This window comes from Kitasatospora sp. NPDC088351, assembly GCF_040685575.1.
Lineage (GTDB): Bacteria > Actinomycetota > Actinomycetes > Streptomycetales > Streptomycetaceae > Kitasatospora.
The window spans coordinates 1-25424 of record NZ_JBFBIL010000087.1; the positions used below are offsets into that span (position 1 = coordinate 1).

The window sequence follows — 25424 nt, forward strand, 5'->3', positions numbered from 1 at the left end:
AAGACGCTCGGCTGGAATACCCCAGCCGAGCGTCTACGTGATCTACTCACCACCTAAAACCAAGTGGTGTTGCGACGACCCCTTGAACCCAAGCCGTCCTCGACGGAACCGGGGGCCTTCGTCGTGCCTGCGCGGCCGCCGCTCCCGGGCGCTTCCCGACTGGCCGTCCTCTTTGATCCGTTATCTCCTGGTATGCACCGACCGGAGGAACGGAGTTGAGGCATGTCAGCCAGCGAGCCCACCGAGCCCGGCGAACCCGCCCGGCCCACCGGCGCCACCGGCTCTGCCGCCTCCGCCGACGAACTGGCCGAGCTGCGCGCCCGCCTCAGCGCCGTCGAGGCGCACGCCCGGCAGCCTCCCCGGCACCGGACCCGGTCCTTCTTCGCCGTCCTGCTGGTCCTGCTGGCCTGCGTGCTGACCCCGGTCAGCGAGGTCGCGGTCTGGACGAAGTCCCAGGTCACCGACACCGACCGGTACGTGGCCACGATGGCTCCGCTCGCCCGGGACCCGGCCGTCCGGGCCGCCGTCACCAACCGGGTGACCGACGAGATCGTGAAGTACATCCCGGTCGACTCGCTGCTGGACAGCGTCGCCCCCGCCGACCGGCCCCAGCTGGGCGCCCTGCTCGGCACCATCGGCCAGGCGCTCACCAGCGGGCTCACCGGCTTCGTCCACACCCAGGTCGAGCGGGTGGTGGACAGCGACGCCTTCGCCGGGATCTGGACGGAGGTCAACCGGACCGCGCACGCCGCCGTCGACAAGATGCTGACCGGGGAGGGCGGCGGCGCCGTCCAGATCAAGAACGACACCGTGGTGCTCGACCTCGCCCCGCTGATCGCCCAGGTCAAGACCCGGCTGGTGGACAACGGGCTGTCGATCGCCTCGAAGATCCCCGAGATCCACACCCAGTTCACGCTCTTCCAGTCCGACGCCATCCCCAGGGTGCGCACCGGCTTCCGGCTGCTGGACCTGGCCGGCTTCTGGCTGCCCGTGCTGACCGTGGCCTGTGCGGTCGGCGGGGTGCTGCTCGCCGAACGGCGGCGGCGGGCGGTCGTCACCGTCGCCCTGGGCATGGCCGGCGGGGCGCTGCTGCTGGGCCTCGGGCTGAGCGTCTTCCGGGTCCTCTATCTGGACCGGCTCCCGGCCGGGGTGGACCAGGCGGCGGCCCAGGCGGTGTACGACACCCTGATTCGCTATCTGCGCTCGGCCGTCCGGGTGGTGATCACGCTGGGTCTGCTGATCGCCCTCGGCGCCTGGATCAGCGGCGCCGGCGCGCACGCCGGAACGGTCCGGGGCCTGTGGCGGTCCGGGATCGGCGGGGTGCGGCACACCGCCGAGCGGGGCGGGGTGCGGCTCGGGCCGGTCGGCCGGTTCGTGCACCGCTGGAAGGGGTGGCTCGGCTGGGTGGCCGCCGCGGGCGCGGGGCTGGCATTCCTGCTCTGGAGCTATCCGACCGTACTGGTGACGCTCTGCCTGGCGCTGGTGCTGCTGGCGGCGCTGGCGGTGCTGGAATTCCTGGACGAGCCGGACGGGGGCGGCGGCGAGCACGTACCCCGACCGGCCTGAAGGAGGAGGCGGGGTCTCTTCCTGAGGGACGATCAGCCATGAGCGGTGCCGGCGTGGGGACCGGTACGGGGTGAGGCGCGCGGGGCGCCCTCAGTCCCTGATGACGCAGCGGAAGCCCAGGTGGCAGGTGGTGGTGTCCTCGGACTGCGGCATCCGGGCCGGCGGGCGGTAGCGGCGGCAGTAGGTGGGCGCGCAGAGGAACGAGCCGCCCTTGATCACCCGGCGCGGGATGCCGGGCGCGGCCGCGGCGGGGTCGATGCTCGCGGCGCGGGCGTCCCCCGCGCGGCCGTTTCCGCCGCAGCAGCTCGGTGTGGTGCCGCGGTGGCGCCCGGTGTAGTGGTCGGCGGTCCACTCCCAGACGTTGCCGATCATGTCGTACAGCCCGAAGCCGTTGGCCGGGTAGCTGCCGACGGGTGCGGTGGCCCGGTAGCCGTCCGGTGAGCGGTTGGTGAGCGGGAAGTCGCCGTGCCAGGTGTTGGCCATCAGCCGCCCGCCCGGGACGAGTTCGTCGCCCCGCTCCCGGCCCCAGGCGAACTCGGTACCCTCCGAGCCGCCGCGCGCCGCGTACTCCCACTCGGCCTCGGTCGGCAGCTCCTTGCCCGCCCAGGCCGCGTACGCCCGTGCGTCGGCGAGGCCGATGTGGACGGCCGGGTGGTCGCCGAGCCCGTCGATCGAGCTGTCCGGCCCGTACGGGTGGCGCCAGTCCGCACCGGGGACGAAGAACCACCAGTTGTACGCGTTGCCCAGGTCCACCGGGCGGTCCGGGCTGCGGAACACCGAGGAGCCGGCCACCAGGAGGTCGGGCAGCGCGTCCGGGTACTCCGCGGCGGTCGGCGCGATCTCGGCGGCCGTGACATGGCCGGTGGCGGCGACGAAGGCGGCGAAGTCGTCGTTGGTGACGGCGTACCGGTCGATCCGGAAGCCGCGGACCACCGCCCGGTGGGCGGGCGCCTCGTCGGGGTAGTGGTGGTCCGAGCCCATGGTGAAGGCCCCGCCGGGCAGGTGCACCATCTCCGGCCGCTGGTCCGGCATCGTCTCCCCTGCTCCCGTTTCCCGCCTTCTGCGCTGTGCCGCTGGACGTTACGGCACGCCCGGACGGAGCAGTCCGGCGGGCGGGCCGACAGCTGCGCGGCGCAGGCTGAGCAGGATGTCCGAGAACCCGTCACCAGAGCCGCGCGACCGCATCGACGTGCGGGCCTGGTTCTGGCTGTTCGGATCGTTCGCGGTGCAGATGGTCGCGTACTTCAATCTTCCGCTGCGCTTCTTCGGAGACCACCGGCCGGTGGTCAGCTGGCTGGCCTTCGCGGTCATCCTCACCGGCCTGAGCGGGCTGCTGCTGGCCCGGATCACGGACGTCCTGCGCGGCACCGGCAAGCGGCCCGGGGTGTGGCTGGTCTTCCTGATCTGCCTGTCGCTCACCTGCTTCGCCGGTGCGTACTACGTGCTGGCCGGCCACCCTGGCGAGTTCGCGGGCCTGTACACCCGGCTGGACGCGCTGTACTTCACGGTGGTCACCATGGCCACGGTCGGGTACGGCGACATCACCGCGGTCGGGCAGTCGCCCCGGCTGGTGGTGGTCCTGCAGATCGCGTACAACTTCGTCTTCCTCGCGGCCGCCGCGGGGACTCTGAGCAGGACGATCCGCAGCGGCCTGGAGCACCGGGTCCACCGGCACGACCAGGGCCAGGGCCAGGGCCCGGGTGAGGGCAAGGGCGAGTAGCCACCGTCCGCGCCCGGGTCTGCGCAGTTCCCTCGACCCGACCGGATCCCGGCCGGTAGCGTCCCGTTCGCCGTTCGGTCGCTGTCCGGGTCCTGCCTCCGGTGCGGCGGCAGGACCCGGACGGCGGCGCCGGTCAGCCCATGCTCTTGGCCCCGTCCAGGGACTCCCGGACGATGTCGGCGTGGCCGGAGTGCTGGGCGGTCTCGGCGATGACGTGCAGCAGCACCCTGCGGGCCGACCACCGCGCGCCGGGCTCGAACCACGGGGCCTTGGGCAGCGGGTGGCCGGCGTCCAGGTCGGGCAGCGCGGCGACCAGTTCGTCGGTACGGCGGGCCACCTCGGCGTAGTCGGCCAGCACACCGGCCAGCGTCTCCTCGGGAAGAAGCCGGAACTCGTCCGCCCGCCGGGCCCAGTCGGCCTCGGTCATGGCGGTGAAGTCCGGCATCGCCGAGGGGCCCTCCAGAATAAAGCCCGCCCAGTTCCGCTCGACGTCGGCGACATGCTTGATGAGGCCGCCCAGGCACAGTTCGCCGGCGGTGGTCCGCAGCCTGGCCTGCTCGTCGGTGAGGTCGCGGGTGGTGAAGCGCAGGAAGTGCCGCTGCTTGGCCAGCGCCTCCAGCAGATCGGCACGCTCGCCGGTCACGACCGGGGCGTCGGCCTGCTCGGGAGTGGCCAGTTCGTTGACGGTCATGATGGCTGCCTTCCGTTGTTCCTGTTCGTCGTCAAGAAGAACGCTAGAAGGGATCTAGGTCAGTTCCCGACCTCCATGACGGACGAATGGAGGGCCGATCGCGACGGCGATCGGCCCTCCACCCCGCCGATCCGAAAAAGCCCCAGCGGCCGGCGCCGGTCAGCCGCGGGCGGTGCCGATGACGCAGAAGATGGCACTCTGGCTGAACAACTACCGTCCCTTAGAGGGCAGTTCATATGAGTACTCAGACCGAGTTCGAGGCGAAGATCCTCAACGTCGACCCCGTGAAGATTCGCGCCATGCTGGTGGAAGCGGGTGCCGAGCACCACGGGGACCGGCTCCAGCGCCGCTATGTCTACGACATTCCCGGTAGGACCGGGACGTGGGTACGACTGCGGGACAACGGAACCGCCGCGACGCTATGCGTCAAAGAGATCCTGACCGACGCCATCGACGGCGTGAGGGAGACCGAGACCCGGGTGGGTGACTTCGACGCCACGAACGCCATTCTCGGCAAGCTCGGTTACCAGCCGAAGGCGTACCAGGAGAACCGCCGTTCGTCCTGGTCGTTGAACGGCGCCGCCGTCGAGATCGACGAGTGGCCGCTCATCCCGCCGTACCTGGAAGTCGAGGGAACCAGCGGCGACCACGTCCACGAAGCGGTGCGCGCCCTCGGGCTTCCGGTGGACGAACTCACCAGTGAGAACACCACGTTGGTCTACCGCCGGTACGGCATCGACATCGAGTCGATCCCCCGGCTCACGTTCGGGTGAAAGGGCAGGTCCCCGCGCGCGTGGCCGCACCACCACGAGTCCGCATCGTGCGAGACAACACGGTCCGCATCAAGGTCATTGACGACTGCGGACCGGCCTGCACGTTCTGCCACAACGAAGGCGGCACGGCCCGTTGCCATAGGCCTTGCCGGCTGTGACGCTGTCCGGCTTCTTTCGGGGCCGGCCAAGTCCCCGGCGGGGAACCCGAATCCTCTCCGGTACCGGCACGAACCGGGTGCAGTCGGTCTCGTCACGCGCCACCTGATGTTCATCGGCCACACCCACCCGGACCAGGGCAATCAGGACTGGCGCAGCGTCAAACTCGTGGCTGTCCACGATATCCCGGACCCCAGGAGGCGAAGAGGATGTGTCGCGGGGCTCCCTCCCCCAACGTCACCCCTTCGAACCTGGAGCGTACTTATGAGCCCTACCCGTCGTGACGTCCTGAGGTGGGGAGCCGGAGCAGGCGGCGTGGCAGCCGCCGCCGCGTTCGGTCTTCCGAGCGTGGCCGGCGCCGCAAGCTGGTCCAGCCGGAACTGGATGAGCAACCTGCCCGACAGCCTCCCGCTGACCAGGATGACGATCCCCGGCACCCACGACACCTGTGCCAACAACGCCAACAACGGCACCATGTGGGCCAAATGCCAGAACTGGAGCATCTGGGACCAGTTCGAGAAGGGCATCCGCTTTGTCGACATCCGCCTGAACGGCCTGCAGGGCACCGCGAACGAAATGGGTGTCTACCACGCCAGTTTCTACCAGGACATCCGCTACCAGGACGTGCTCAACGCCTGCGACAACCACCTTCGGAACAATCCGAAGGAGGTCGTCATCATGCGGGTCAAGAACGAGAACTCGGGCGGCCAGGCGCTCGGCGCGGCGGAGTTCCGACGCCGGTTCAACTTCTACCTGGACGACCCGTCGATGAACTTCCGTCCGCGGTTCTGGACCAACCCCTACTGGCCCACCCTGGGGCAGGCTCGCGGCAAGATCGTGCTGGTCGCCGACTTCGACAACCCGTGGACCGTACTCCAGTGGTCCAGTGGCTCGAACAGCTTCTTCCGGACGCAGGACATCTGGGACGGGAACGGCCAGGGCATCGAATACAAGAAGAACAAGATCATCGAGTGGTTCGACGAGGCCTACTTCCACCAGAACGCCGCCGAGATGTACGTGAACCACACCAGCTACGCCAACGGCGTCTGGCCCAGCACCAACGCGGGCAACATCTTCCCGGTGGTCCGCTACTACCTGGACCAGCGGAAGACCGAGCGAATCCACTTCGGCATCGTCCCGATGGACTTCCCCGACTACGACACCGAGGTCCTGCGGCTCTTGATCGACAAGAACTTCATCTAGCCACCCTGCGGGACGCCGGCGCCCGATCCCGGCACCTTCCGGCGAGTGCCCTCGTGTGCGGCCGTTCCTGCCGGCGAGCAACGGCCGGTACGGGCGGTGACGTGACCACCGCCAGGTGATCGCGCCAACACTCGTACCGAACACCGGACTTCGGAAGATGTGGCAGGAGCCGCGTCCACTCGTCGTTCGTCAGATCGCCTCGCCCCGCGACCAGAACGAAGATCCCGGGGCGAGGCGGTCACATGATCCGCCGGACAGTCTGCGGTCAGCGGCGTTGCAACGGACACGGCAGGGGCGTCTCGCCGGTCGGGTTGAAGGTTCGGGGGCACGACACGGCCGAGACCGATCGGAGCTGCCGGCCGGGAGTCCAGTACGTCCACACCACGTCGTGCGGGAAGGTGCCGAGGAAAGTCCGGGCGTGCTCCAGCCGGATCGCCGGATCGAGGTCGGTCTCCAGCGCCGGGGAGTCGACGAGCTGCTTGCCCAGCCACTCCAGTGTCCCGGCCGGGTCGTTCGTGGTGAGCTTGATCTGCACCGCCGGCTTGGCGAGCCAGTGCATGACCTCCAGCGGTGGAACCGGGCTCGACCACGCGGGCCGTGCGCCGTTCTGCGTCTCGGGAGGCCGTCGCTCGACATCGTCGGGACGCTTGTTGCCCGACCAGGCGTAGCAGTGCCAGTGCAGGCCGGGCCTGTTCCAGTGATCCATGAGCGCTCCACCCTGGTCGGGGGCGGGCCCCGCTCCCAGTTGCGCTGGGAACGGGTCCCGCCTTTCCGGTGTGCGTCAGACGGTAGTGGCGAAGCGGGCCAGGTCGATGCCCGACGCGCCCAACTCCGCCGTGTCGAACCGCAGTTCACGGCCGGGGCCCTTGACCTCGCCCATGACCCACAGGCCGCCGGCCACGCCGGGCACCTCGCGCAGGGTCGCGCCCTCAGGTGCTCAGGTGCGGGGAACGCCCCAGTCGTCGAGGATGCGGCCCGCCTCGCCGCCCAGCTCGGGGTGGTGCAGCAAGGTGCGGACCAGGTCGGCCCGTTGGGCGGACGGGCCGGCCTGCCGGACGGCGAACAGGGCGTTGTCGGGGACGAGTGGGTCGCCCTCGTGCTCACCGAGGGCGGCGGCCAGCGCCCGGTGGACGGCCGGGTCGTCGGCGTAGGGGCCGAACGCCATGGCCACGTGCTGCCGCACCAGGTCCTCGTCGCGATCGGCGAAGGCGGCGAGCAGGGCGTCGGCCACCTCCCGTTTCGCGGCGGGGTCGGCCGGCGGCGAGAGGCGGAGGACGGTCGCGCACTCGACGCGGGCGAGTTCGTCCTCGGCCGGGTCCGCGACGACGGAGGCGAGGAAGGCCGCGACGGCGGGGTCGGCCACCGCGTCTTCGAGCGCGGCGACGATCCGGACCTTGTCGTCGCTCCCCGGCGGCAGCGAGCGGAACCGCGCGACGAGACGCTCGGCGGGCGAGAACGGCGAGTGACCCTCCCGACGGGTCGGCCCCCGGGAGCCGCGGCGCCCTCCGGGCCAGGACGGGCCCTTGGCCTTGGGGGTCGGAATGTCGCTCACCGGCTCAGCGTAGTGCGGCTCGCCCCGGTCCCCTCGCCGGATCGGCGAGGGGACCACGGGATTCGGCCGTCAGGCGGGTATGCGGTGACGCCCCTGGGGGGTGGGGCTGTGGGTTTCGGGGCCGAAGTGGCCGGCCTGGCGGGCGATCCAGGCGTATTCGGCGGTGCCGTCGGGGAGTTGGCGCAGTTCCCAGCGGCCGTGGCGGGTGATCGGGGGCGGTGGCGGGGTGGTTGCCCGTTCGCCGGGGTGCGGCATCCTCAGGGTCGCGAGGACGCCGAGGATCACGGTGGCGATCGCGAGGGCGAGGAGGGCCACGAACGCCGCGCCGATCAGGAAGTTGACGGTGCCGGGTGTCATCGGCGGATCCCGAGGACGCGGGTGCCGAGGTGGGCGGCGAGGCCGTGGAGGAGTTCCTCGGCCTGGTCGCGGGTGAGGGGGAAGGCGAGCTGTTCGCCGGGGCCGGCGGCCACGTCGAGGTCGACGGCGAGGCGGAGCTGGACGGTGGCGTCGGGGACGTGTTCGACGGTGAGGTAGGGGACGGTGGTGCGCTCGACGTGGGCCGGCTGGGTGGAGCTGGTGGCGAGGGGGATCACGACTCCCACGGGTCACCGCCCCGCCCGGCTTCGTGGAGCAGGTGGAGGAGGTTGAGGAGCGTGCTGACGGGCGCGTTGCCGAAGTCGATCAGGACGCGGCCGTCGACGGTGCCGTTGTGGGTGGTGGCGGAGCCCCAGAGGATGCCGTGGGGGCGGCCTCGCTCGCGGAGTTCGCCGAGGAGGGCGGTGACCTGGGCGTCGGTGTAGTCGCGCATCCGGGGGTCGTCCGGGGCGAGGGGCCGGTGGCGGGCGCTCACGCGGCGGCGTCCAGCTCGAACCATACGATTTTACCGTTCTTGCGGGGCGTGGTGCCGAAGCGGTGGGTGAGCTCGCGGACCAGGTGCAGGCCCCGGCCGGACTGCGCGTAGGGGTCGGCGCACTCGCGCGGCTCGGGCAGCACGGGGTTGTCGTCGCTGACGCAGACGCGCAGGCTGCGGCCTTCGAGGAGGAGGATGACGACGGTCGGCGCGGGGCTCCCGCCGTGCTTCCAGGCGTTGAAGTACAGCTCGTGGAGGGCGAGTTCGGCGTCGTGGATGGCGTCGTCCGGCCATCCGGCGAGGGACATCGCGTCGCTCAGCTCCGCACGGGCGGCGGACCAGTCGGGGATTTCGGGCAGGCTGAAGGCACACATGAGGGGAACCTCCGTGAGGGTGCGGGTGTGGGGTTCGTCGTTCACCGGCGGAAACGTCGCCGTGAGCCAGGCCAGAACGGGACTGGTGACGCCACGCATGGCTGCTCTGCGGTGCGGGGGCAGCAGGCGCCTACTGCCCGGGAAACAGGCGTTACTGACGATCCGTCGGACCGACTGTGAGATAGACCATAATGCACCATCGCCTGAGTTTTTAGGTCCGCAGCAGAAAGTTCCCCCTTCCGTGTGACCGAGCCCAGATGGACCTACGTGCTGCCAGCCCGGCACACTGACCCCAACACCGACAGAGAGGACGCCATGGCTCTTCGCCCCAACCCGACTCTCCGTCAACGTCGACTCGGCACCGAGCTGCGACGGATGCGGGAACAAGCCGACCTCGGGGGAAGCCAGCTCGCCCGCATGCTCGGCATCAGCCCCGGTCAGATGACGCAGATGGAGACGGCGAAGATCGGTGTCAGCCCCGAACGCCTACGCACGGTCGCTTCGGCCTGCAACTGTGCCAACGGGCCGCTCATCGATGCCCTCGCCCGCGTGGCCGCAGAGCGTGGAAAGGGTTGGTGGGAGGAGTATCGCGGCATCTTGACGACTGACTTTCTTGAGGTGGCAGAGCTTGAAGCCCACGCAACCCGGCTGACGTTCTGCACCACCACGTACATGCCCGGCCTGCTTCAGACCAGCGCCTACGCAGCTGCCGTGTTCGCTCGGCTCTTCCCACCCCTGTCGCCACAAGGAATCGACACCAGGACAGCCTTTCGAATCAGGCGACAGGAGGTCGTCCGCTCCGGTTCGACACCGCTACGAACATTCATCCACGAGGCCGCGCTGCGGATGCAATTCGGCGGACCCACGGTGCTCGTGAATCAGCTTGGCGCTCTCCTTGATGACTCCGAGCGGCCCGGAATCTCCGTTCGAGTTGTGCCATTCGCTGTTGACACCTTCCCCGGATCTGGCGAGAACCTCACCTTCGCCGAGGGCTCAGTCCCCGAACTGGATACCATCGAGATGGACGTAGCCCAGGGCGCACTCTTCTTTGACTCACCGGCGGACCTGGCCAAGCATCGGGCCATCTTCGCCCGCCTGGACTCCACCGCGCTCTCCGAAGAAAGCTCGCGCGAGTTCATCCGATCAATCATGAAAGAAGTGGAAGCCGCGAATGCCTAACTCAGAGTGGCAGAAGTCGAGCTTCAGCGCCTCAAACAACGAGTGCGTCGAGGTGCGTACCGTCGACGGGCTGGTCGAGCTCCGCGAGTCCGACACCGGCGACATCATCGTCCGCACCACCCCCGCCAAGTTCGCCACGTTCCTCCAAGGCGCCAAGGCCGGCGAGTTCGACCACCACGCCAACCACATCGCCTGACCCCACAACCACCAGCCGCCCCTCGCTCACCCGAGCGAGGGGCGGCCGCAGAACGGGTCGGCGCAGCCCGCCGATCCAGGCCCGGAAGGCAGGGCTGGAACCTAAGGTGTGCTGTCTCGGGACGCAGCGCGACCGCGTCCCACTTGAACTCCCCCGAGCACCTCGCAGCACCCATGAGGACATCCTGTTCACGGACCCGAAGATCCGCTTCTCAGAAGTGTCCACAAACAGGGGTAAAGCCCCACGTTCACCGACCCCCGGCTCTGCGCGGCCATCGCGGACCGGCTGGCCTTCCGGTTCACCCTGATCGAGACCGGCATCGAGTCCTACCGCCTGGCCGCCACCGAAGCCGAGCACCAGCCGAGCCGCTGACCAGCCGAGCCGGGAGCGGAGGACCGGCGGTCGAGGTGACGCGATGTCACGGCTGCCCGCCGAGCCCGAGCTTCTTCACCCCGAACGGGGAGAAGATCATGTGGGCAGCCCAGCCGTGGTGGATGAGAGCGATCTGGGAAGGCACCGGCGTCACCGGATAGATGGCCTTGCCCCGCGACCAGTTCGCGAGCAGGCCCTCGGTAGTGTCGACCGCGGAGACGACCATCGTCACCTGGAGCTTCCCGTCGCCCCACGTGTTCCAAAGGGCCCACCCCTCGGGCCGGGCCTCGACTCCGAGGCGGGCGCACGCCTGCTCATAGGTCTCCCCCATGCCATCCGGCATCGCCCCGGGCCGCAGAATCACCACGCCCGCGAGTTTCAGCTCGGGGCGTTCCGCCTCATCGTCGAGGCAGCCGTCCCCGGGGAAATGGTAGTGGCGAAGCTCCCGGGCCAGCGCGTTCACCGCCCGCTGCAAGCGCGTCGCGTCCTCTGCTTCGGGCTGATACGAGAGCCAGCCCTCGACCGAGGCGGCGCCCGCGACCACGCTGGCGAGCCGTTCTATCTCTCGCAGGTGGTCGAGTTCGGAGAGTTCAGGTCGTGTCACGGCTGCCAGTCTCGCAGCGGCGCACGGCCGGGGCATCCCAGTTTCCACGCGCCTCGGAGACGAAACCGGGCCCTCGCCGGCCGGGCCTGTCAGGGGCCGAGAAATCCGCGAGGCCCTGCGGACGCCCCCCGGCACGGACGACGCCCGGACGCGGGTCCTGGCCCGGTGGGTCGGCATCGGTCTGGTGAGCCTGGGCGACTACCACGACGCACGCGCGTTCCTGTGCCAGGCGCTCGACCTGGCCACAGCCAGTGGCAACATCCGGGCCGTCATCGCCACCGAACTCAACCTCGGCGACGCCTACCGCTACGCCGGTGAAGCAGAGACCGCTGACGTGCTCTACCGCAAGGCCCTGGACACTGCCCGGAGCCGGCACCCGGAACTCGTCGACTTCGCCCTCCAGCACTTCGGCAAACACCTCATGGAACAAGGCGACCTTGTACCTGCGCGCGCCCACCTGCGGGAAGCGTGGCGGCTGCGGATCGCCAAGGGTGACACCGGGCTGATCGAATCCACCCAGGCCGCACTCGACCGCGTCGAGCTGCTGATCGGACAGGCAGCCACCGGCACGGCCGCTCCGGCGGCTGGTGACGCAGAAGCGACACAGTGGAGCAAGCGATGGACCTCATGACTCCGATCCCGCACCACGGCCCGAACCCCGGCCCGGTGGGCTGAGTAGGGTCGGGGACTGGCGCGGTGGGCGATGCTCCGTTTCCAGTCCCCGCCGCTTCAAACCGTGCATGCAGTTCTCCCGCACACGGCTTTCCGACATCGTTCACCGGCTGGCATGCACCGTCCCCCCGCGCACGTTCCCGGTCAGGCGATGGACCCCGAGCCGAGTGATCCACCCATAGGTGTAACGGGTGGTCCAGTTCCGGCCCGCGAGTCCGTGTTTCCGGCTGGCGAAGATCGCCAGCCGCTCGTGGACGTAGCCGTCGACCGCGTTGAACTTCCGCCCGGAGTTCCCGTTGCGGAAATACGCGGCCCAACCCCGCAGGACGGGGTTGAGGTCGGCCACCACGGCGGCCACCGGCCGTTCGGTCCGGGAGCGGGAGGTCGACGCACGGACCTTGTCCCGCAGCACCCCCAACGCCCGCGCCGAGGGCCAGCGTTGCAGGTAGAACCTGCCCCGCCACTTCCACGACTCCACCTTCCGGTGATGGAATCCGAGGAAATCGAAGCCCTGCCCACCCCGAGTGAGGCAGACGATGCCGGACTTCTCCGGATGCAACCGCATCCCGAGCCCACCCAATACATCGGCCGCCAGCTGACGCGCCTGCTCGGCACACTGCCCGGTCGGCGACAGGACCACGAGGTGAGTCGGCGGCGGGAATTGCACCCGCCGCCGCTCGCAGAACCGTGCGGGAGCCTCTCGGCTCACACGGCTCCCATCGTCCAGCCGTCAGGCTTGAGTCCGAACCGCCAGTGGGCGAACAGGTTCGGGTAGCGGCGGGCCGCGCCCGCCATCAGTTCCCGGGCCCGTTTCTCCCGGCGGTGCAGTCGTTTGTACTTCCGGCACGCCCAGCGAACCAGCAGTTCGTTGAGGCGCCTCAGGAGCGGATACAACATGGACTTGTAGAAGCGCCCGTAGTAGTTGATCCAGCCCTGCACGATGCTGTTGAACATCCGCGCAAGGTCCATCAGTGACTTGTCGCTGCGCCGGGCGATGTGCCAGGAACGGATCTCCTTGCCCATCGCCTTGATCGCCTCCTTGCTGACCGCGGGCAGGAAGTTCACGAAGTGCTTCCCGAACCGGTTCTTGGCCAGCCTGGGCCGGAACGTGTACCCGAGGAACGTGAACGACGTGTGCTCGTACGAGCCCCGCCGGTCGGCGTCCTTGCAGTACACGATGCGCGTCTTGTCCGGATGCAGTTCCAGACCGACCTGCGCCAACCTGGCCGCGAGGGCGTCCCGCACCTTGCGGGCCTGCCACTCGCTGCGACAGTGGATCACCGCATCATCGCAGTACCGTTCGAACGTGACCTGCGGGAACTCCCGCGTCAGCCACACATCGAACGCGTAGTGCAGATACAGATTCGCCAGCACGGGCGAGATCGCCGACCCCTGCGGAGTCCCACGATCCCGCTGCTGCACCGTCCCGTCCGCCTTCGCCAGCGGCGCGATGAGCCACCGCCGGACGTAGAGCAGAACCCACTTCCCGTCCTCGTCGACGTGCCGTTCGACCGCCTTGAGCATCAGCTCGTGGTCGACGCTGTCGAAGAACGCCCGGATGTCGAGATCGACCACCCAGTCGCTTCTCCAGCAGCGCTGCCGGCACTGCTCCACCGCGTCCAGCGCGGACCGCCGGGGGCGATAGCCGTAGGAGTCTGGGTGAAACACAGGCTCCACCCGACGCTCCAGATACATTGCGGCCACCGTCTGAGCGATCCGGTCGGCCACGGTGGGCACCCCGAGCACGCGGACACCTCGTCCGCCCGCCTTGGGGATCTCCACGGCTCTGACGGCCGGAGGGAAGTACGAGCCGGACGACATGCGATTCCACAGCTTGAACAAGTTGCCTTGCAGGTCCTGTTCGAACCGTTCGATCGTCACCCCGTCCGTCCCGGGTGCACCCTTGTTGGCTTTGACCCGCTGATATGCCTCCCACACCATCCACTTGGGGATGTCAAACGACTTGACCTTGGTCTCGGCCTGCGGCCTCGATCCGTTCACCTGGCTCCTCCCGGGAACTCCGGTTGACCGCCAAACAGGACCAGGACGACCCGCCCCCTTCGCTCCACCCCCATTACAGGGGCTTCAGCACTACTACGAGGCGGTCCGTCCCCCTGCCGCGCATCGGTACTCTCCCCCTTGCAGTTTCAGCTGCTTGAGGTTCTCCCTTGACACCGGCAAGCCGTCAACACGGCCGTCGGCAGCATCGCGGCGAGGGGTTCCCACGTTCCGCACCGACGCCTGAACCGAGCTCGCGCCACCTTCATGCCGGGCACCACCTGGCCAGGAATACAGGAACCCGCCAGATTCATCCCGGGGCAACAACTGGACCCCGGTTTCGGTAACCATCCATACGCTTTCGACACTTCGGCGGTGGTTCACTCACGTTCGCCTTCTCGGTTCACACCTGACGCATCAAGTGCGCCTTGTCCGCAGTGCTCACCACCCCGGCTCATTCACCGGAGCAGCCTGCGGTGGTTTGAGACCTCCCCCTGCGTGGGCGGTCCCGGAGGGCCTACCTCCATCACCAGTGCAGCATCACGTCGGAAGTTTCCGTCTCTACACCGGAACCTCCCTCAGTGTTCGTGGCGCACAGTCGTCGCAATAGCGCACCAACGTCCCCAGCCGGCAACCACGGTCCTGCCACGCCTCGTCGAGGACGTGCAGGGCCACGTTGGCCAGCAACGGAGAAATCGGTGAGCCCTGCGGGGTCCCCGCCCCGGCCGGAGAGGTCACCCCACCCTCCAGCACTCCCATCCGCAGCCACGACCGGATCAGCTTCAGCATCTGACGGTCCGCCACGCGCCTCGCCACCTGAGCGACGAGTGCCTCGTGATCAATCGTCCCGAAGCAGTCCCGGATATCAGCCTCGAACACCCACTCCTGCCGCTGGTTCGCCGCGACGCGCACAGCCTCGCACGCGTCGATCGCGGACCTCTTGGGCCGGAAACCGTAGCTCGCGCCGGTGAACCGGGCCTCGAAGACCGGTTCGAGAACCAGCTTCGCGGCCGTCATCACCACCCGGTCCGCCACGGTGGGGATCGACAGCGGCCGCAACTCCCCCGGCCGCCCCGGCTTGGGAATCTGAACCCGCCGCAGCACCGACGGACGATACGCATGCGTCCGCAGCCGATCCGACAGGTCCTGGAGGAACTCGTCCACCCCCGAGGCCGCCACCTGGTCGACGGTCACGCCGTCCACGCCCGGCGCGCCCCGGTTCGCACACACGCTGGACCACGCCCGCCACAAGACGTCCATGCGGAGGACGTGGCCGTACAGGGCGTGGAACCGGCGTTCGGGTTCTTGCTTGGCACAGCGGTAGAGCGTCCACTGCAAGGCTCGGACCTTGTCCAGAGGACGCCGCTCACTGCGGCCTGTGTCCTCCCGGCGGGCGGACCTAGCCGTTTCGGCACTCACCCGGGCACCTCCTTGTTCGTGTCACGCATCGATGAAGCAGGGGCCCTTCGCTCCCGGCGGGTTGTGTTGTCCCGCTGATCTGCACTACTACGACCCCCTCCGACTGCCTCTCGACAGCCCGCCACTTCCCGGTTCCGCCGGTTATAGGCGGGCCACACTCCCGGGCCGCATGCCCGGGGCCGAGGAGGCCCTCTCCAGTTCCCAGGACACCCTTCCGACCATTCCACGCCCCTTACGCCGGGAGGTTCTTGAACGCCCGCTCCAGGTTCGGGGACGCCTTCCATGGCCTTCGCCCTTCAAGCACAGGCTCGGCTCCTCCTTGGCCCACCCCTCTCGGAGCGGGGGTTAAATGACGGCGCTGCAGGCTTCACTTGATGTTGCGGACTGGTCGGTCGCACGCCCCCGAAGGACGCTTGTCACTCCACTTCGACGCCGCCCTCTCGAACGACGCCGGGAGTCAGCTACCGGGGACCCTGGCGTCTCCCCGGACCGGACTCGCACCGGCTGGCTGCCCTGAGCTTGACGCTCGGTTACATCCGAACCTTCCTCTCACCTGCTCGAATGCCCGAGCTGCTGGACGTACGCTCGACGTTTAACCTCGCAGGTCACCCGACCTGCTGATCTGCGGTTCTTCCTGAGACAGCGGAGACGGCCGTTCTCCACACTTCGAGATGTCGAGTCACGAAGCACGAGAGAACGGCCGCTGCCCATGAGTCTCCCTGTCGACGCGCCCGCAGGCCAGGTATTGGCTCTCCGGCTCGAAGAACAAACAGCCGGCCACACGTCACGATGTCGGAAAGACAGTCGAACGCGCCGAGACGATCAAGGAACACCAAGCCCGACGAGCATAAATTCCAAGCTCAGGCGAGGTAGATCCTCTGCCACTCCAACGAGGTCATGGTGAGTGCCGCCTCAGCCAGCGTCCGGGCGGACTCGGTCTTGAGGCTGCCGAGGCTGCTGTCGATCCAGGGCTGCACGTTCTGGTACCCCTGCTCGCGGTACTCGACAGCTTGGATCAGGCATTCGAGCTTGTCGGCGTCGTGGGCCACGGTCACTTCGAGGCTCTCGGCGTTCTCGTACTCCTCGACGATCGCCTGGACGCCAGCGAGGACGGCCGGGTGCGCCGCACTGACCTGATCCTCGGTCACCTTCTCGTTGGACGAGGCAGTGAGGTAGCGCCGGCCGATGTGGGGGATGTCCCCGATCCGCGTCTCCTGGGTGTCGTGGAACGTGCAGAGCAGCGCCACCTTGGCCGGGTCGGCACCTTCCATCATCGCCAGCACGGCACCGACGACCGCCGTACGGAAGCTGTGCTCGGCGATGGTCTCCGGGTCCTTGACCCCGGCGATCCACCAACCGGACCGCTTGGCCCGCTTGAGCATCCCCATCTCCATCAGGAAGCTCGCCGTGCCCTGCGACTGCTTGTCGTCCGTCATCGCCGTCCTTCGGTGCGTTGGATCAGTTGCGTACTACCGAACCCGCCTATGCGCAGACCGTAGTGCACGGCCTCCAGCTCGCGGCGGGACTGCGTGGAAAGACTGCCCCCATCCAGGAGGAGCCGAACCCGCGTGCCCAGGTCCTCAGTCACATGCGGGTCGACGTCAAGCAGACCGCGCCTGGCGATCAGCAGCGACCAGATCGAGTGCACGTACAGGTCCGTGTACTCGGCTGCCCGATCGAGCCGGACGGCGAGCTGCCGTAACAGCGCAGACGCATCCCAAGCCGGCCGGCCGCGTTCTGCCATGAAGTTGTCGTCCGTTTGGGGACGGCCGTCCAGACCCAGCCAGTGGGCCCAGTAGTTGAGGTTCGCAGCCTCGGCATCATCGTTGTCGGTCAGGGACCGGGCGATGAAGTCCTGCAGCAGCTCCGGATCGCCCTGCCTGGCGAGAGCAGCAGCGACCGATCGCGCCTCCGCCCAACGGGGTGACCAGCCGGACACCGAGGCAGTCAGCCGGCCTCGGCGCCGGATCCCGTCGAACCACTCTGTGGCGTCCCAGTCACGGTCGTAGGAGGACAGGTAGAACACCTGCCGCCGCAGCAGGGCGGCATCCTCGGCATCCCGGTCGGCCAAGTCGGCGCTCTGGCGCAGGGTGTTGAAGAACCGCACACGGTCCGCCGCGCCGAGGAGAGGGGCAACGGCAACCGGGCCGCGACGCGCCGCCGGGATGTTCAGCTGGGCGGCCACCACTCCCGGGAGAACGCCGCTGACGGCCCAGCCGATCATGTGCGTGGTGTCCCGCGTCAAGACCCAGCCCGCGAGGGGGTGTTCTTCGACCGAGCCGGCACCGGTGCCGCTGCCCAGAATCTCGCCGAGGATGAAGTCGGCGTCCATCGCGAGGCTCAGCGCATCGACCAGCGCGGGCGGCGCCCCCAGGCGAATGAGCTTGCGCCGCATCGCAACGAGGTTGCCGGCCCTCGTTGCCGACAGCGGGCGACGCCCCGACTCCCAGCCCTGCAAGGTGCTCTTGTCGACGCCGAGGTCGGTGGCCAGCTCCTCCTGGGTGCGGGGGATCTGCTCACGTATGACCTTGAACAGGAAGCCGGCCACCAGGCCGTCCGGTCCGCGTTCAGGCGAACTGCGACTGCCAGTCAGTGTTTCTCCACGCCGCGATGACGTACGAGCAGGCATTCCCTGCGCCCCCTGGCCTCGATCGTCCGGGTAACTCGTACCGGCAGTCCGTCGAACCTCCGCGTCACTACCCGTAGTTTCATCGCTACGGCATCGCACGCGATGGGGGAAGCCTAGTTCCTGCACAGCTCCTCTGGTCTCGATCCGCGAGATGCCCACCGCTCCGAAGGAAATGAAGCCGGAACCTCCGGCTCCTGGGGCCTTCGGAGCGGCCACCAGCCGGCGGTCCCGCCCCGTGAAAACCCCCGCCGGGGCGGGGCCGCCTTCAAGCCACCGAGGGGAGCCGAGGGCACCAGCCATGGACGCAGCCGTTAACCAGCACCGGGGTCGCCATCGTGGCGAGCACCGCGACCCCGTAGGAACAGCGCTCACCTCTCTGTGGGGCCTGGGACACATCGTCGCGCTCACGCTGCTCGGGATCGCCGCGCAGCATCAGCTCGGCACCGGGCACGAGGCTGCGGCGCCGCCCGCGCGCTCCCTCCCCGACCACGAACCGGCCGCTTGAGGCGCGGCCAGCCCTCACCAGACCTCGCACGAGCGGAAGGAACGACGACATGAGGTTCAACCTGCGCGCCAACATGCTCGACGAGTTCTTCCGGGCCCGGATCGGCCCGAAGGTGACGGCCCCGCTGTGGGTCGCCCACCAACTGGAGAACACCGCAAACGTCTACTTGCCGACGTACCGGCAGACGGCCGACCGCAAGCCGATCTCCCGGATCGGCTTCGAGCTGGCAGCCCTCACCGCCCAGTGGCGCTGCCTGCCGTTCCACTACTTCCGGTACGAGCTCTACCGGACCGGAGTAAACCTCGCCTCGGCAGCGGCGTACGTGCCCGACACCGTCTTCTACAGCCGCCTGCTGCCCGCCGTGAACCGATCCGCCCTGCTCCTGGATGACAAGATCGCGTGCAAACGCATCCTCGGCGACGCGGGCGTCCCCCAGCCGCTACTCCTGATGACCGGCGAGCAGGGATCCTGGTTCGACCGGGTTGGGCGACCGGTGCCAGCCGACTCACCTGCTGCGGTGGACGCTGCCCTCGGCGGCATCGCCGAGGTGGTGATCAAGCCGGCCAGGCACACCAGCGGTGGCGCCGGCGTCCTCGTTCTCGACAACGAGGGCGGCGAACTCCTCCAGCAGGACGGCACGCCGTTCTCACTGGCCGCATACGGCGCAAGGTGGGGAGGGTGGCTGATCGAAGCGTTCGTCCGCCAGCACGACGAGCTCGCCGCGTTCAACCCCTACTCGCTCAACACCTTCCGGGTCATCACCCACCTCCACCCGGCGGACGGCCCACGGGTCCTGTACTGCCTGCTCAAGAGCAGCGCAGACACGGACGCCGTCGACAACGCCTGCAACGGCGGCCTGTACGTGCGGGTCGACACCGCCACCGGCATGCTCGACGACACCGCGCACACCACTTCGCTCACCCGCTACACCCACCACCCCGTCTCCGGCCTCGCCTTCGCCGGCCAGAAGATCAGCACCATCCGCCAGGTCGTCGAGGCCGCCGAGCGGGCCGCAGTCCACTTCCCCCGCACACCCGTCGTCGGCTGGGACATCGCCGTGGATCACGACGCCGAGGCGCTCATCATCGAGGGCAACAGCAGCCCGAGCCTGATGAACCTCCAGCGCACCCACGGCGGCCTGTCCCACACCCTTGGTAGGTCCTTGATCACCGACCACAGGAGGTCGTGAACGTGCGCCGCACACCGAACACCGCCCTCGAACTCGCCCGCGAGGCGATGTCCCCGCTGCTGACCCAATGGACGGCCAAGCCGGAAGTCCAGGCCCTGTACATCCTGTCGTCCAGCGCGGACTGCCCCGACAACCCGACGTGCTTCGACGAGGAGTCCGACTTCGATGTCGCCGTCGTCCTTGACGTCCCCTTGCGGGCTGCCGAGTGGCGCCCCCACCTCGCGGACACCTGTCAGCTGATCGCCGACCGCATCCCCGCATGGGTGCCCAGGTTCCTCTTCCGCCTCCCCGTCCCCTGGGGCTCCATGGAGGTCAACGTCCACCAGCTGATCTACCAGTACGAGTGCGACCCCAGGACCACCTGGCCCGGCGAGAAGTGCGACACCTATCTGCACAAGAGCCAGGTCCTCCACGACCGCGGCGGCTCGTTCCAGGAACTCATCCACCACAAAGCCCAGGCCGCCCGCACCCAGCTCGACCTGGAGCGCGAACGGCTCGCCAACCGGATCACCTGGGACGTGCGGGAGATGTCCCTGCGCCAGTCCCGCCGCCTCGGCCCCGAGGCCGGTCACTACCTGCTCAACCTCGCGGTGGACGAGGTGATCGACTGCATCTACGCCACCGCCGGCCAGTTCATCCCGAACAGGAAGTGGAAACTGACGCAGCTCGTCAGCCGCGGGTTCATCACCGTCGACCAGGCGGAGATCCTACGGGACGCGATCCGCTGCAACCCCAGCTGCCGGACCGACCTGGAGCGCCGAGTCGAGGCTCTGGAGAAGTTCTGCGCGAGCATCGACGGCTTCGTCACCGACGGTCCCGAGGCCCAACAGATCCGCAGCCACTACCAGCGCCGGCTGCAGCTGCGGGGATCGCGATGTGCGGACCCGGACGGAACGGCCTGGTAGCCGCTGCGCGATAGGCTTCGAGGCCCTGCCGAGACCGGACCGACGGCCAACCAAATCTGATTATCGGAAAGGCCGTTAGGCCGGTTTCGACGAACGACGGAGCACCGACCCGGGAGAGGTCCGAGATGGCGATCAGGCTGTACAACACGCTGACCAAGCGCAAAGAGGAATTCGTCACCATGACGCCCGGCGTGGTCAAGATGTTCGTCTGCGGCCCGACCGTTTACGGGCTCAGCCACATCGGCCACGCGAAGACGTACACCCAGTTCGACCTCGTCGCCCGCTACCTCAAGAAGCGCGGCTACCAGGTCACCTACGCCCAGAACCTCACCGACGTCGACGACAAGATCATCCGCAGGGCCGGCGAGCTGGGCATGGACCCCCGCGACCTCGCCGCCGAGTACGAGAAGCACTACCTCGACGACATGGCCGACCTGCACAACACCAACGTCGACGTCTTCGGCCGCGCCCACGACCACATCGACGAGATCGTCGCCCAGGTCCAGCAGCTCATCGAGCACGGCCACGCCTACCAACTCGACGACGGCTGGTACTACGACCTGACCACCTTCCCCGGCTACGGCAAGCTCTCCGGTCGAACCGAGGTCAAGGCCGAGGACTCACTCGCCCGCGTGGATGAGAACGACCGGAAGCACAACCCCGGCGACTTTGCCCTCTGGAAGGCCCGCAAGCCCGGCGAGCCCTACTGGTCTACCGCCCTCGGCGAAGGCCGGCCCGGCTGGCACATCGAGGACACCGCCATCACCGAAGCCCTCTTCGGCCCCCAGTACGACCTCCACGGCGGCGCCGTGGACCTCATCTTCCCGCACCATGAAGCCGAGATCGCCCAGATGGAAGCCGCCTCCGGACTCGACCCCCTCGCCCGCTACTGGATGCACACCGGCCTGCTGCGCGTCGACGGCGCGAAGATGTCCAAGAGCACCGGCAACTTCCTGACCATCCGCGACATCCTCAAGACTGCGGACTTCCGCACCCTGCGGTACGCCTTTCTCAGCCAGCACTACCGCTCCTCGATGGAGCTGAACGACACCACGCTCGAACAGGCCCGGGCCGCCCGCCGCCGGGTGGAGAACTTCGCCCGCCTGATCGACCGTTCGCACAACGAGAGCCCCGCGAGCACCGCCCTGGCGCGAGAGGCCCGCGACGCGGCCTTCGAGCGACTGGACGACGACATCGACACCCCTGGTGCGCTCGCCGTCCTCTTCGACTACATCCGCGAGCAGAACCGGCGCGAGGAGCCTCCGGGCGCCACCGCTCTGGCCCTGCTCCAGGAACTCGACGAACTCTTCGACGCCTTCGACCTCGACGAGCGCACCACGGCCGACGCCGAGATCGAGGCCCTGCTCGCCCGCCGGCGCGAACTGCGTCAGGCCCGCAACTTCGAGGAGGCCGACGAGATCCGCAAGACCCTGCAGCAACGGGGGATCGTCATCGAAGACACCCCCGACACAACCCGATGGTGGTTCACACAAGAGGTGACATCCGTATGACCTCAGCATCCTGGAACACGCTCGGCCCGCTCATCGTCGACAACGCCCTGCCCGCCGTCCTGTGCGAGGAACTGCTCCGGCACTTCGAGCACAGCACCCAGCGTCCCCGCAGCTACCAGGGCGTCATCGACGAGACCCTCCGCAAGTGCAAGTACGTCGAGGTCCCCGAACGCCTCGCCAACCTCGTCATGGCCGCCGTTTCGCCGCACATCGATGCCTTCTTCGGCGTCGACACCTACCCCGTCCCCGGCCAGCCGACCGTGATCTACCGGTACGGGCCCGGAGTCGGCTTCGTCACGCACCACGACGAGGTCACCGAGACGGAACTCGAACGGGCCGCCACCAACGGCCAGCCCGTCATCGGCGGCGACCTCACCACCGTGCTGTTTCTCAGCGGACCCGACGAGTACGGCGGCGGGGCCCTCTACTTTGAGGAGCCCCCGCTTGACCTCCGCCCCGCCAAGGGAGCACTCGTCGCCTTCCCAGCCACCCGCGACTTCATGCACGGCGTCCGCCCCATAACCGGCGGCGCCCGGTACTCCCTACTGACCCGCAGACTTGTGAAGGGCACAGCGCGGTTCGCGGGCTGAGAAAGTGTTGGGTAATCGGGTGATCACTCGTTCTTGAGGCCGTCGGTGAGGCGGCGGGCTGCTTCGGTCTCGATGGGGCCGCGTGGTTCGATCTCCTCGCCGGCGAGGCGGGCGGCCATGAGTCGGATCATGGCGACCTTGATCATCGCCCCGGCGTGTGCGGTCTTGCGCTCGTAGTCCCGTGCCAACCGTCTGCACCGTCCCAGCCAGGAGAATGTCCGCTCGACCACCCACCTGCGGGGCAACACCTGGAAGCCTTTCACATCCGCGTTGTGCGGCACCGCGACGATTTTCAGGCTCTCGTGTCAGCTGTCCTCTCCCAGGTAGCTCAGGGCTTGGCGGAAGTCATCGAGAGCGGCCTCGAACTCGCCGGTGGCGGTGTGGAAAGTCGATCGGTCTATCAGGATCTCGGCCAGCGTTCGGGTTCCGTCTGCCGGATCGTGCTGACACAGCTGGCGGGCCAGCTCCACTCCGTCATCGAACAAGGGGCGTACTCGCTCCGCGAACAGGTGGGTGCGGTGCTCCCAGTAGACAGCAGAACGGACGGTGAGGACCCGATGTACCCGGACCAGTTCGGCCAGATATTGGTCCGGATCTCGGGTGGCTCGTGAGACAAGGGCGCCCACGTCTTCACGCAGAGTGATACGGCTGTCGAAGTAGTGCCGCTTGGCATCGGGGGACCACTGCATGGGCGCCGCCCCCGAAGGCGGACACGGTCCACCGGACGTCAACCGCTCACTGTCGGCACCGGAAAAGGGCAGCAGAACCGCCCAGTAGGACGCCTGATAGCCACTCCAGGACTTGCGCTCACCGGTGGCGGCCAACTCCGTTAGCAAGGCGAGTGCCTCTTGCCGTACGGTGGCCGCCTGCTCACCGCGGCCGCAAGTGTCGAGCATCTGTGCATACCCGATCAGCGAGTAGAGATGGCAGGCCATCGGGCCGCGGTCGTTCGAGGCCTCGACCGCTTGCATTCCAACAAGTTTCTCGAACGCGCCGATTGCTTCGCCGGACCGGCCGGCGTCATCGAGAGCGGCTATCCACTCCAGGAGTGACCAGGCGAGACCCCCGTCGCCGGGCCCGTGAGGCAGGATCGCCTCGACCAACTCAGTCAGGGCATCGGCAGCCTCGACATAGCGGCCATCCTCGGAGAGACCGGCCGCCCAGCCACGCAGCCCCTTGACCTCGGGGTCTCGGGATAGTTCGGCCTGCGCACGGCCGATGGCGAGCATCTCGGCGCGCATGGCGAGCCCTTCGGCACGGCGGCCCAGGGTGTACAGCTCTCTCTGGCACGTGTCGAGTGCCCCGTACAGAAGATCCGCACGAGCAGGTTCGACCGGATCGATGGCCCGCGCCGCAGCCACCGCCTCCTCACACAGAGCGAGACAGGCTGGATGCCGCTCGCCCGAGCCGGAGTTGTAGCTCAGGCGTTGCAGGGCCAGGACCAGGCGGGGCAGATAAGCAACGGGGCTGACCTGGGCGAGCACCCGGTAGGCATCAACTTCCTCGTGTGGAGTGCGGCGCCCCGACGCTAGCAGCATGACCTGCGCCCGCACGATGTCGTCCTGATCGATTTTCCCCGAGTGGTTCATAACGGAGATTCTGGGCGTCTCGGAGAGGCCCGAACAAGCCTGGTGACATGTGCCATTCGCCCTACGCAAAAACCTTCTGACCTGTCATGATGAGTGTGTCATCGCCTTTCCGGGGTTCGGCGAACTGCGGGTGCCGATACGCATCTCGCGGTAGGTCACGGTTCCGGGCAGTTGGAGTGGCGCCACGATCCGCGCAGCGACCACCGGGTGAAGCAGTGCCTTCACCTCCCTGCGGACAGCCCCGCGCCAGACGAGTTCCGTACGCTGCAACGAGATCCGGTCCGTCTCGGTGATGGTGAGAGGCCGGCTCGCTTGCAAAGCTCTTTCAATGTCGCAGCCAGTTCTTGCTTGGCTTGGCCCAGCTGCTCGGGATGGAGCGTCACGACCCGGCATACTCCAGAAACGGGACGGACTCCGAAATGGCGATTCGCTGGTACTCGATGAACCGATCAGGTGCGCCGTCGAACAGCTCGCGACTGATCTGCGTCCCGTCCGCCCTGTAGCTCATGAGAACGACTTTGGACTTGTCGAACATCCAGAAGTCTTGTGCGCTTGACAGCGGGTTTTCCCGGTCGGTCACATCGAGGATGCGAATATCCTCACCGGCCTTGACGTGATGTCGATAGTAATACTCGAACACGAACCGAAGATAGTCGGAAAGGGGCTGCGTCACAATATGAACGCGCCCGACTCTCCTTCCTTCGCTCTCCCATTGCCGCACTTCGTCCATCCACCCCGACTGATAGCCGTCGGGGGACTTCTCTCCTGACAGGAAGCGATCGAGTTTCTCCGCTTCCTGCGGCATGGCGTAGGTGGGGAGTGTCTCCAACCTCCACGCCTCGAACCGCATGGAGTCGAAGCACTGTTCCCAAGCGTCACCAGCCAAGAGCACGGAATGCCTCCCGCAGTACGCTCTCGGGGATCTCGACCAGGCCTTCGCCCTCGGACGGAGTGAAAACGCCGGACAGGTCGCCCTGAACCACGAACGAGCCCGTCTCCGTCCGGTAGACGTTGGGGCAGTCCTTCTCCCCGCACTCCCCGCTGCCACTGCCGGTGAGCCGGGTAAGCGATGTACGTGCCGACATGTCAGAGGGCGGTTCGAGAGTTGATGTCCGTTTCGAGTTGAGGTTGGGGAGAGGGCTGCTGGCTGCGGGGGTTCGGTCGGCTACTGCTTCTTGGTG

The 25424-nt window shown here is 68.0% G+C and carries 29 protein-coding genes and 1 pseudogene; 12 read left to right on the forward strand and 18 right to left on the reverse strand.

What is annotated here, in order from left to right:
• The first annotated feature begins 222 nt into the window (after positions 1–222).
• On the forward strand, positions 223–1566 hold the full coding sequence (locus AB0P06_RS34610; protein WP_363614572.1) for a hypothetical protein: 1344 nt from the start codon (positions 223–225) through the stop codon (positions 1564–1566).
• Between the two features lie 90 nt (positions 1567–1656).
• On the opposite strand, the gene AB0P06_RS34615 is transcribed toward AB0P06_RS34610, so the two are convergent.
• Positions 1657–2598 carry a formylglycine-generating enzyme family protein gene (locus AB0P06_RS34615; protein WP_363614574.1) on the reverse strand — a complete coding sequence of 314 codons (942 nt, stop codon included), beginning with the start codon at positions 2596–2598 and terminating at the stop codon, positions 1657–1659.
• Positions 2599–2713: 115 nt separating this feature from the next.
• On the opposite strand from AB0P06_RS34615, the gene AB0P06_RS34620 reads away from it, so the two are divergent.
• Entirely contained in the window at positions 2714–3286 is a 573-nt protein-coding gene (locus AB0P06_RS34620; RefSeq protein WP_363614576.1) for a potassium channel family protein, read from the forward strand.
• 133 nt (positions 3287–3419) lie between these two features.
• Here AB0P06_RS34620 and AB0P06_RS34625 read toward each other — a convergent pair whose 3' ends face one another.
• Positions 3420–3977 carry a DinB family protein gene (locus AB0P06_RS34625; protein WP_363614578.1) on the reverse strand — a complete coding sequence of 186 codons (558 nt, stop codon included), beginning with the start codon at positions 3975–3977 and terminating at the stop codon, positions 3420–3422.
• 236 nt (positions 3978–4213) lie between these two features.
• On the opposite strand from AB0P06_RS34625, the gene AB0P06_RS34630 reads away from it, so the two are divergent.
• Complete coding sequence (locus AB0P06_RS34630) at positions 4214–4750, forward strand: class IV adenylate cyclase (RefSeq protein WP_363614580.1); 537 nt, start codon at positions 4214–4216, stop codon at positions 4748–4750.
• Between the two features lie 540 nt (positions 4751–5290).
• Positions 5291–6109 carry a phosphatidylinositol-specific phospholipase C gene (locus tag AB0P06_RS34635; protein ID WP_363614582.1) on the forward strand — a complete coding sequence of 273 codons (819 nt, stop codon included), beginning with the start codon at positions 5291–5293 and terminating at the stop codon, positions 6107–6109.
• Positions 6110–6374: 265 nt separating this feature from the next.
• Here AB0P06_RS34635 and AB0P06_RS34640 read toward each other — a convergent pair whose 3' ends face one another.
• The 6 genes from AB0P06_RS34640 to AB0P06_RS34665 all read right to left on the reverse strand — a co-directional run bounded on the left by AB0P06_RS34640 (position 6375) and on the right by AB0P06_RS34665 (position 8885).
• Entirely contained in the window at positions 6375–6815 is a 441-nt protein-coding gene (locus tag AB0P06_RS34640; RefSeq protein ID WP_363614584.1) for a hypothetical protein, read from the reverse strand.
• A gap of 231 nt (positions 6816–7046) precedes the next feature.
• Entirely contained in the window at positions 7047–7661 is a 615-nt protein-coding gene (locus tag AB0P06_RS34645) for a hypothetical protein (protein ID WP_363614586.1), read from the reverse strand.
• Positions 7662–7730: 69 nt separating this feature from the next.
• Positions 7731–8018, reverse strand: a complete 288-nt coding sequence (locus AB0P06_RS34650; protein ID WP_363614587.1) for a hypothetical protein — start codon at positions 8016–8018, stop codon at positions 7731–7733.
• The gene (locus AB0P06_RS34655; RefSeq protein ID WP_363609341.1) at positions 8015–8263 is read right to left on the reverse strand and encodes a hypothetical protein; all 249 of its coding nucleotides are present in this window, start codon (positions 8261–8263) and stop codon (positions 8015–8017) included. Before AB0P06_RS34655 ends, AB0P06_RS34650 begins: the two co-directional genes overlap by 4 nt.
• Entirely contained in the window at positions 8251–8511 is a 261-nt protein-coding gene (locus tag AB0P06_RS34660) for a hypothetical protein (RefSeq protein WP_363614589.1), read from the reverse strand. The genes AB0P06_RS34655 and AB0P06_RS34660 overlap by 13 nt, the downstream gene beginning before the upstream one ends.
• Positions 8508–8885 carry an ATP-binding protein gene (locus AB0P06_RS34665; RefSeq protein WP_363614591.1) on the reverse strand — a complete coding sequence of 126 codons (378 nt, stop codon included), beginning with the start codon at positions 8883–8885 and terminating at the stop codon, positions 8508–8510. The genes AB0P06_RS34660 and AB0P06_RS34665 overlap by 4 nt, the downstream gene beginning before the upstream one ends.
• A 315-nt stretch (positions 8886–9200) precedes the next feature.
• Here AB0P06_RS34665 and AB0P06_RS34670 point away from each other — a divergent pair, with 315 nt between their 5' ends.
• The gene (locus tag AB0P06_RS34670; protein WP_363614593.1) at positions 9201–10064 is read left to right on the forward strand and encodes a helix-turn-helix transcriptional regulator; all 864 of its coding nucleotides are present in this window, start codon (positions 9201–9203) and stop codon (positions 10062–10064) included.
• On the forward strand, positions 10057–10260 hold the full coding sequence (locus AB0P06_RS34675; protein ID WP_363614594.1) for a DUF397 domain-containing protein: 204 nt from the start codon (positions 10057–10059) through the stop codon (positions 10258–10260). The genes AB0P06_RS34670 and AB0P06_RS34675 overlap by 8 nt, the downstream gene beginning before the upstream one ends.
• A gap of 418 nt (positions 10261–10678) precedes the next feature.
• Here AB0P06_RS34675 and AB0P06_RS34680 read toward each other — a convergent pair whose 3' ends face one another.
• Entirely contained in the window at positions 10679–11236 is a 558-nt protein-coding gene (locus tag AB0P06_RS34680) for a hypothetical protein (protein ID WP_363614596.1), read from the reverse strand.
• Positions 11237–11351: 115 nt separating this feature from the next.
• On the opposite strand from AB0P06_RS34680, the gene AB0P06_RS34685 reads away from it, so the two are divergent.
• Entirely contained in the window at positions 11352–11867 is a 516-nt protein-coding gene (locus AB0P06_RS34685) for a tetratricopeptide repeat protein (RefSeq protein WP_363614624.1), read from the forward strand.
• Positions 11868–12011: 144 nt separating this feature from the next.
• On the opposite strand, the gene AB0P06_RS34690 is transcribed toward AB0P06_RS34685, so the two are convergent.
• The 5 genes from AB0P06_RS34690 to AB0P06_RS34710 form a co-directional block, all read right to left on the reverse strand.
• Positions 12012–12548 carry a group II intron maturase-specific domain-containing protein gene (locus tag AB0P06_RS34690; protein ID WP_363614598.1) on the reverse strand — a complete coding sequence of 179 codons (537 nt, stop codon included), beginning with the start codon at positions 12546–12548 and terminating at the stop codon, positions 12012–12014.
• A 65-nt stretch (positions 12549–12613) separates the two neighbouring features.
• Complete coding sequence (ltrA, locus tag AB0P06_RS34695; RefSeq protein ID WP_363614600.1) at positions 12614–13909, reverse strand: group II intron reverse transcriptase/maturase; 1296 nt, start codon at positions 13907–13909, stop codon at positions 12614–12616.
• Positions 13910–14467: 558 nt separating this feature from the next.
• Positions 14468–15325, reverse strand: a complete 858-nt coding sequence (locus AB0P06_RS34700; RefSeq protein ID WP_363614602.1) for a reverse transcriptase domain-containing protein — start codon at positions 15323–15325, stop codon at positions 14468–14470.
• Positions 15326–16185: 860 nt separating this feature from the next.
• A complete protein-coding gene (locus tag AB0P06_RS34705; RefSeq protein WP_363614604.1) occupies positions 16186–16761 on the reverse strand; it encodes an HD domain-containing protein in 576 nt (191 codons plus the stop codon).
• Positions 16758–17873 (reverse strand): helix-turn-helix transcriptional regulator, encoded by a 1116-nt coding sequence (locus AB0P06_RS34710; protein ID WP_363614606.1) that lies wholly within the window; start codon positions 17871–17873, stop codon positions 16758–16760. Before AB0P06_RS34710 ends, AB0P06_RS34705 begins: the two co-directional genes overlap by 4 nt.
• 379 nt (positions 17874–18252) lie before the next feature.
• On the opposite strand from AB0P06_RS34710, the gene AB0P06_RS34715 reads away from it, so the two are divergent.
• The 5 genes from AB0P06_RS34715 to AB0P06_RS34735 all read left to right on the forward strand — a co-directional run bounded on the left by AB0P06_RS34715 (position 18253) and on the right by AB0P06_RS34735 (position 22654).
• Positions 18253–18459, forward strand: coding sequence for a hypothetical protein (locus AB0P06_RS34715; protein ID WP_363614608.1), 207 nt, complete (start codon positions 18253–18255; stop codon positions 18457–18459).
• A 49-nt stretch (positions 18460–18508) separates the two neighbouring features.
• Entirely contained in the window at positions 18509–19648 is a 1140-nt protein-coding gene (locus tag AB0P06_RS34720; protein ID WP_363614611.1) for a sugar-transfer associated ATP-grasp domain-containing protein, read from the forward strand.
• 2 nt (positions 19649–19650) lie between these two features.
• Entirely contained in the window at positions 19651–20553 is a 903-nt protein-coding gene (locus AB0P06_RS34725) for a hypothetical protein (RefSeq protein WP_363614613.1), read from the forward strand.
• Between the two features lie 125 nt (positions 20554–20678).
• Positions 20679–22064, forward strand: a complete 1386-nt coding sequence (gene cysS / locus AB0P06_RS34730; RefSeq protein WP_363614615.1) for a cysteine--tRNA ligase — start codon at positions 20679–20681, stop codon at positions 22062–22064.
• Positions 22061–22654, forward strand: a complete 594-nt coding sequence (locus AB0P06_RS34735) for a 2OG-Fe(II) oxygenase (protein WP_363614616.1) — start codon at positions 22061–22063, stop codon at positions 22652–22654. Before cysS ends, AB0P06_RS34735 begins: the two co-directional genes overlap by 4 nt.
• A gap of 23 nt (positions 22655–22677) precedes the next feature.
• Here the strand turns inward: AB0P06_RS34735 and AB0P06_RS34740 are convergent.
• The 4 genes and pseudogenes from AB0P06_RS34740 to AB0P06_RS34755 all read right to left on the reverse strand — a co-directional run.
• Positions 22678–22914 (reverse strand): annotated as a pseudogene (locus tag AB0P06_RS34740) (transposase); the annotation flags it as partial.
• A 45-nt stretch (positions 22915–22959) separates the two neighbouring features.
• Complete coding sequence (locus tag AB0P06_RS34745; RefSeq protein ID WP_363614618.1) at positions 22960–24243, reverse strand: hypothetical protein; 1284 nt, start codon at positions 24241–24243, stop codon at positions 22960–22962.
• A 379-nt stretch (positions 24244–24622) separates the two neighbouring features.
• Complete coding sequence (locus AB0P06_RS34750) at positions 24623–25135, reverse strand: DUF6879 family protein (RefSeq protein WP_363614620.1); 513 nt, start codon at positions 25133–25135, stop codon at positions 24623–24625.
• Positions 25119–25328: a hypothetical protein gene (locus AB0P06_RS34755; protein WP_363614622.1), complete on the reverse strand. Its 210-nt coding sequence runs from the start codon at positions 25326–25328 to the stop codon at positions 25119–25121. Before AB0P06_RS34755 ends, AB0P06_RS34750 begins: the two co-directional genes overlap by 17 nt.
• Positions 25329–25424 lie beyond the last annotated feature (96 nt).

Excerpts from the sequence above, each read along its gene's own strand:
- AB0P06_RS34610 (WP_363614572.1), top strand. The coding sequence starts at position 223 with ATGTCAGCCAGCGAGCCCACCGAGCCCGGCGAACCCGCCCGGCCCACC.
- AB0P06_RS34615 (WP_363614574.1), bottom strand. The coding sequence starts at position 2,598 with ATGCCGGACCAGCGGCCGGAGATGGTGCACCTGCCCGGCGGGGCCTTC.
- AB0P06_RS34620 (WP_363614576.1), top strand. The coding sequence starts at position 2,714 with ATGTCCGAGAACCCGTCACCAGAGCCGCGCGACCGCATCGACGTGCGG.
- AB0P06_RS34625 (WP_363614578.1), bottom strand. The coding sequence starts at position 3,977 with ATGACCGTCAACGAACTGGCCACTCCCGAGCAGGCCGACGCCCCGGTC.
- AB0P06_RS34630 (WP_363614580.1), top strand. The coding sequence starts at position 4,214 with ATGAGTACTCAGACCGAGTTCGAGGCGAAGATCCTCAACGTCGACCCC.
- AB0P06_RS34635 (WP_363614582.1), top strand. The coding sequence starts at position 5,291 with ATGAGCAACCTGCCCGACAGCCTCCCGCTGACCAGGATGACGATCCCC.
- AB0P06_RS34640 (WP_363614584.1), bottom strand. The coding sequence starts at position 6,815 with ATGGATCACTGGAACAGGCCCGGCCTGCACTGGCACTGCTACGCCTGG.
- AB0P06_RS34650 (WP_363614587.1), bottom strand. The coding sequence starts at position 8,018 with ATGACACCCGGCACCGTCAACTTCCTGATCGGCGCGGCGTTCGTGGCC.
- AB0P06_RS34665 (WP_363614591.1), bottom strand. The coding sequence starts at position 8,885 with ATGTGTGCCTTCAGCCTGCCCGAAATCCCCGACTGGTCCGCCGCCCGT.
- AB0P06_RS34670 (WP_363614593.1), top strand. The coding sequence starts at position 9,201 with ATGGCTCTTCGCCCCAACCCGACTCTCCGTCAACGTCGACTCGGCACC.
- AB0P06_RS34675 (WP_363614594.1), top strand. The coding sequence starts at position 10,057 with ATGCCTAACTCAGAGTGGCAGAAGTCGAGCTTCAGCGCCTCAAACAAC.
- AB0P06_RS34705 (WP_363614604.1), bottom strand. The coding sequence starts at position 16,761 with ATGACGGACGACAAGCAGTCGCAGGGCACGGCGAGCTTCCTGATGGAG.
- AB0P06_RS34715 (WP_363614608.1), top strand. The coding sequence starts at position 18,253 with ATGGACGCAGCCGTTAACCAGCACCGGGGTCGCCATCGTGGCGAGCAC.
- AB0P06_RS34720 (WP_363614611.1), top strand. The coding sequence starts at position 18,509 with ATGAGGTTCAACCTGCGCGCCAACATGCTCGACGAGTTCTTCCGGGCC.
- cysS (WP_363614615.1), top strand. The coding sequence starts at position 20,679 with ATGGCGATCAGGCTGTACAACACGCTGACCAAGCGCAAAGAGGAATTC.
- AB0P06_RS34735 (WP_363614616.1), top strand. The coding sequence starts at position 22,061 with ATGACCTCAGCATCCTGGAACACGCTCGGCCCGCTCATCGTCGACAAC.
- AB0P06_RS34745 (WP_363614618.1), bottom strand. The coding sequence starts at position 24,243 with ATGAACCACTCGGGGAAAATCGATCAGGACGACATCGTGCGGGCGCAG.
- AB0P06_RS34755 (WP_363614622.1), bottom strand. The coding sequence starts at position 25,328 with ATGTCGGCACGTACATCGCTTACCCGGCTCACCGGCAGTGGCAGCGGG.